Origin of the sequence: Hydrogenimonas sp., assembly GCF_029932565.1 — a bacterium.
Taxonomy (GTDB): domain Bacteria; phylum Campylobacterota; class Campylobacteria; order Campylobacterales; family Hydrogenimonadaceae; genus Hydrogenimonas.
Map to the genome: position 1 here is coordinate 1 of NZ_JAOZPV010000057.1, position 4,568 is coordinate 4,568.

Here is a 4,568-nt window from a genome sequence, read left to right on the forward strand (position 1 = left end):
ATCCATCATCCATCATCCATCATCCATCATATCCCTTCGGGTTCATGCTCTGCCAGCGCCATGTGTCTTCGCACATTTTTTCCATGCCGTATTTCGCTTTCCACCCCAGCAGTCTCTTTGCTTTGGCAGGATCGGCATAGCAGGCAGCGATGTCGCCTGGCCGGCGGTCGACAATCTCGTAGGGGACCTTCCGGCCCGAAGCAGCCTCAAAGGTTTTGACCACATCCAGAACGCTGTAGCCATTGCCGGTTCCAAGATTTATCGCCTCGCACTGAGGTCTGTCGAGGGCTTTGAGTGCTGCCACATGTCCTTTGGCCAGGTCGACTACGTGAATGTAGTCACGTACGCCAGTACCGTCATGGGTAGAGTAGTCGCCTCCAAAAACGCTCAGCTGTTTACGTCGACCCACAGCAACCTGGGCGACAAAGGGCATGAGATTATTGGGAATACCTTGCGGGTCTTCGCCAATGAGTCCGCTCTCATGGGCTCCGACAGGATTGAAGTAGCGAAGGATACTGATATGCCACGCGTTGTCAGAGCGCCAGAGATCACGCAAAATCTCTTCGATGACCAGCTTCGTCTGACCGTATGGGTTGGTGGTACGCAGAGGGTGCTCTTCAGTCAGTGGCAAAAATTCCGGATCACCGTAGACGGTGGCGGAAGAGCTGAAGACGATGGTCTTGATATCGAGTCTCTGCATACTTTTCAACAGAGTCACCGTGCCACCCACATTGTTGTCGTAATACTCCAGCGGCTTTTCTACCGATTCGCCTACCGCTTTGAGGCCGGCGAAATGGATGACCGCATCACATCCCTGCATCGCTTTTTCCAGAGCTTCAGCGTCGCGAATATCGCCTTTGACGAATTGGACTGGCTTGCCCGTAATCTTTTCGACACGGCGTACCGCCTCTTCGCTGGCATTGGAGAGGTTGTCGTATACGACAACCTCATATCCTGCTTCCAGAAGTTCCACGCAGGTATGCGAGCCGATATATCCGGCTCCTCCGGTGACAAAGATTTTTTTCATTTTTTTCTTTCTTAATGTATCTCTAAAATAATTTTATCCAAAACTCGGTTAGCCTGTAATAATCCGATAATACTTTAGGTTATAATTTTGCAAAATTTTTTATTAGGGAATGGTTTGGCAAAAGTTCCATGCACACACTGTCATCTGGAGTTCGACGAGTCAGTAATGATTACCGAAAACGAAGAGGGTGAAACGCACTATTTTTGCTGTAAAGGTTGTCAGGGGATCTATCATCTGCTTCGTTCCGAAGGGCTCGATACGTTTTATGACAAATTGGGTAAAACCCGGCTTGAACCACCTAAAGAAATCAGCGACGATCTTCACAAGTTCGATCTGGAAGGGTTCAGAAAAAAATATATCATCGAACGCAGTGACGGGCTTTACGAGATATTTCTCATTATCGAGGGGATCCATTGTGCGGCGTGTGTATGGCTGAACGAAAAAGTGCTCCATCAGACGCCCGGTGTTATCGAAGCGACGATCAACTATACGACCAACAAGGCCCATGTGGTCTGGGACCCTGAAGAGATCAAGCTGTCGCAGATCATCGAAAAGATCCGGGCGATCGGTTACAACGCTTACCCTTACGATCCAAAACTGCAGGAAGAGCGTGCCAACAAAGCGCGGCGCGACTATTATTCCAGGCTGCTCGTGGCGATTTTTGCGACAATGAACATCATGTGGATTGCCGTGGCGCAGTATACGGGGATGTTTACCGGTATGAGGACGGATGTGAAACAGGTACTCAATGTCGCCGAATGGATTCTCGCGACGCCGACACTCTTTTACAGCGGCTGGGTTTTTTTCCGAGGTGCGTGGTTTGGTTTGAAAAACCGGTTCGTCAATATGGATCTTCTGGTGGCTGCCGGGGCGTCACTGGCGTATATCTATTCGCTCTGGGTGATGGTGACAGGGCAAGGTGAGGTCTATTTCGATTCGGTGACAATGATCATTACCTTTGTGCTCGCCGGAAAATATCTGGAAGTGCTCAGTAAGAAGCGGGCGGCCGACACGATGGATGCCCTTTCCAATGCGTTGCCGACGGAAGTGACGGTTGTTGAAAACGACGAGAAAGTGATGGTGCCGGTCGAAGAGGTAAAGCCGGGGGATATTATCGAAATCCGGCCGGGCGAAAAGGTGGCGATCGACGGTGTCGTCATTGCCGGTGAAGGGAGTTTCGACGAAAGTTCATTGACGGGCGAAAGCGAGCCGATCTACAAACGTCCCGGTGACGAGATCGTCAGTGGAAGCGTAGCGATCGACGGGGTGGTACGCTACGAAGCGACGAAAGATTATGGCTCCTCGATGCTGACGACACTGGTGGGACTGCTCGAGGAGTCACTGACCAAAAAGCCGAAGATCGAACGGCTGGCGAACGAGATATCGGGGTATTTCTCCGTTACGATCCTCTCTATCGCTCTTTTGACGTTCATCGGATGGTTCTGGATGACGGGCGAGTTCGAGAGGGCACTCGTGGTTTCGATCTCTGTCATCGTCATCGCATGTCCCTGTGCGCTGGGATTGGCGACGCCGGTGGCAACGCTGATCGGTATCAATCTCGCGGCTCGTCGAGGCGTACTCTTCAAAGAGGCTGCATTCATCGAGACGATGGCGAAGGCGGATGTACTGGTACTGGACAAGACGGGCACGATCACAGAAGGGAAACCGCATGTCGTCAGTTACATCGAATACGCCAACTACGACCCAACCTGGCTCTATGCGCTGGTCAAAAGTTCCATCCATCCTGTAAGCCAGGGTATCGTCCGCTATCTCAAAGAGCATCATGAACATCTCAAAGAGGTGCCTCTTGAACAGATCAAACAGATTCAGGCGCGGGGGATTTCGGCGCAGTATGAAAACCATACACTGCTGGGCGGCAATGCCCGGATGATGGAAGAGTTCGGGATCGACATCGAAAAGGAGAGTGAATATACGCTTTTCTATTTTGCCGTGGATGGACAGGCGGTGGCGCGTTTCGAACTGCGTGATCTGCCGAAGCAGGGGGCCGGGGAGGCGATCGAAGAGATCAAACGGCTCGGTATCGATATCGTGATGCTGACAGGAGACAATGAAAAAGCCGCAGCGCGCGTGGCTTCCGAAGTGGGAATCAGTCATTTCAAAGCCGGACTTTTTCCCGAGGATAAAGCGCATGAAATCGACGTCCTTCATGCCGAAGGGCATATCGTCGTTATGGCAGGTGACGGCATCAACGATGCACTGGCACTGAGCAAGAGCGATATCGCCATCGCGATGGGAAGCGGTTCGGATGTGGCATTGGATGTAAGCGATGTGGTACTGCTGGACGATCGGATCACATCGCTGCGAGACGCGTTTCTTATCAGCCGCCGGACATTCAAGTTCGTTAAACAGAATCTCGCCCTTTCGGTGGTCTATAATTCGATCACGATTCCCCTGGCAGTGACAGGGTATGTGATTCCGCTTGTAGCGGCGCTATCGATGAGTTTGAGTTCACTGATGGTTGTAGGCAACTCGATGCGTATCAAAAGTGCCTTTAAAAAGAAAAATTAAGTGGATGTGTAGAGTCTGCATGATAGCATAGATGAGATTTATTGGAAAAGGCGGAAAAAGTGGAATATGTTGATATGAGTTCGGACGAGTTTCTGGCGGAACTCGAAAAAACGAAAAAATTTACGGACAAGGTCTGCAAGCAGTTCGGTTGGGTCTACAATCCGATGGAAGAGGTGAACGAGGGTGTTCTGATGGGATTGGCGCGCAACAAGCTGCTGTATGGCAAACGCTGGTGTCCCTGCTATATGGTGATCGAAGACGAAGAGGGGAACCATGTCAGTGCGGACAACCGTCTCTGCCCCTGCAAACCTGCGATCGAACATGAGATACCGGAAGAGGGGAAATGCCACTGCGGCATATTCTGTATGCCCGAATATGCCGCGACGCATGAACATTGATTGCGAAGCGTAGCTTCGCAGGTGAGGACGCCGCGCTTTGCGCGCTTGGTGAGAAGTGAGAAGGTGAGGAGATATATATGGTTGTGCATATCGTGATGTTTCGGTTCAAAGAGGAGAACAAAGCGGAGAATATCGAAAGAGTGAAAGGGATGCTTGAGGCGTTGCCCGAAAAAATCGAGACGCTCCGATCGATGGAAGTCGGGGTCGATTTTCTCCATTCCGAGCGCTCGATGGATCTGGTGCTCACATCGACATTCGATAATCGTGAAGGTCTCGATGCGTATCGCGTGCATTCGGCACATGTCGAGGTCGTGAATCTCATCAAAGAGGTGACGGTGGAGAGTCGGGTGGTCGATTACGAAAAAGGTGCGTAAGTGAGCAGCGGCATTTTGGCGATGATGCTGGGGGTTTCGACGCTGCTTGGAGCGTTTGGACTTTTTGCATTGCTCTGGGGACATAAAACCGGCCAGTTCGAAGACAAGCACAAATTTCTCGATGGAGCGCTTTATGACGGGGAGGAAGAGCTCAAAGATGCCGTCATGATGGAAAAGAAGCGGAAAGAACGTGAGGAAAAGCGCAAAGACAAAAGGGTGATGCCTGATTAGTCTTGAGTA

Annotated in this window: 4 protein-coding genes and 1 pseudogene; 4 read left to right on the plus strand and 1 reads right to left on the minus strand. The window is 51.1% G+C overall.

Features of this window, described 5'->3' with window-relative positions; all coding sequences use genetic code 11:
- Positions 1-19: 19 nt before the first annotated feature.
- Positions 20-1,027, minus strand: coding sequence for a UDP-glucose 4-epimerase GalE (gene galE / locus Q1K24_RS07265; RefSeq protein WP_300368144.1), 1,008 nt, complete (start codon positions 1,025-1,027; stop codon positions 20-22).
- A 114-nt stretch (positions 1,028-1,141) separates the two neighbouring features.
- On the opposite strand from galE, the gene Q1K24_RS07270 reads away from it, so the two are divergent.
- From Q1K24_RS07270 to ccoS, 4 genes and pseudogenes are all read left to right on the plus strand, one after another.
- Positions 1,142-3,556 (plus strand): heavy metal translocating P-type ATPase, encoded by a 2,415-nt coding sequence (locus Q1K24_RS07270; protein WP_300368147.1) that lies wholly within the window; start codon positions 1,142-1,144, stop codon positions 3,554-3,556.
- Between the two features lie 74 nt (positions 3,557-3,630).
- Positions 3,631-3,936: pseudogene (locus Q1K24_RS07275) on the plus strand (ferredoxin-thioredoxin reductase catalytic domain-containing protein); the annotation flags it as partial.
- A gap of 95 nt (positions 3,937-4,031) precedes the next feature.
- Positions 4,032-4,328, plus strand: a complete 297-nt coding sequence (locus Q1K24_RS07280; protein ID WP_300368150.1) for a Dabb family protein — start codon at positions 4,032-4,034, stop codon at positions 4,326-4,328.
- Positions 4,329-4,559, plus strand: a complete 231-nt coding sequence (ccoS, locus tag Q1K24_RS07285) for a cbb3-type cytochrome oxidase assembly protein CcoS (RefSeq protein WP_300368153.1) — start codon at positions 4,329-4,331, stop codon at positions 4,557-4,559.
- Positions 4,560-4,568 lie beyond the last annotated feature (9 nt).

Coding starts and splice junctions, on each gene's coding strand:
- Q1K24_RS07280 (WP_300368150.1), top strand. CDS start 4,032: ATGGTTGTGCATATCGTGATGTTTCGGTTCAAAGAGGAGAACAAAGCG.
- galE (WP_300368144.1), bottom strand. CDS start 1,027: ATGAAAAAAATCTTTGTCACCGGAGGAGCCGGATATATCGGCTCGCAT.